This window comes from Pseudomonas sp. SIMBA_041 (assembly GCF_046535095.1).
Taxonomy (GTDB): Bacteria; Pseudomonadota; Gammaproteobacteria; order Pseudomonadales; family Pseudomonadaceae; genus Aquipseudomonas; species Aquipseudomonas mucoides.
Genome location: NZ_JAWRXJ010000471.1, coordinates 1 through 262, shown reverse-complemented (window position 1 = coordinate 262; position 262 = coordinate 1). Strand labels below are relative to the sequence as shown.

At 50.8% G+C, this 262-nt stretch carries 1 protein-coding gene; it reads right to left on the bottom strand.

Annotation, left to right across the window (positions count from 1 at the left end; genetic code table 11):
• On the bottom strand, positions 1-262 hold a 262-nt coding region (locus SB725_RS31970), incomplete at both ends, for an integrase core domain-containing protein (protein ID WP_410923479.1).

The following is a 262-nucleotide window of genomic DNA, read 5'->3' as shown; positions in this document are numbered from 1 at the left end:
AGAGTTTTTCCAGTATCGGTTTTCTGATTCGTTTGGTGGTAACCCACCATTATATTCGTGCGGTCTTAGTGCGCTGTAATATCCAACGATATAGTCCGTTATTGCGTGAGCTGCATCGCTGAAGCTTACATAGCCCGTCGCTGGCACCCATTCGTTCTTCAGACTCCTGAAGAAGCGCTCCATGGGGCTGTTATCCCAGCAGTTTCCACGCCGACTCATACTCTGCCTGATCCGGTATCGCCACAGTAACTGCCGGAACTGC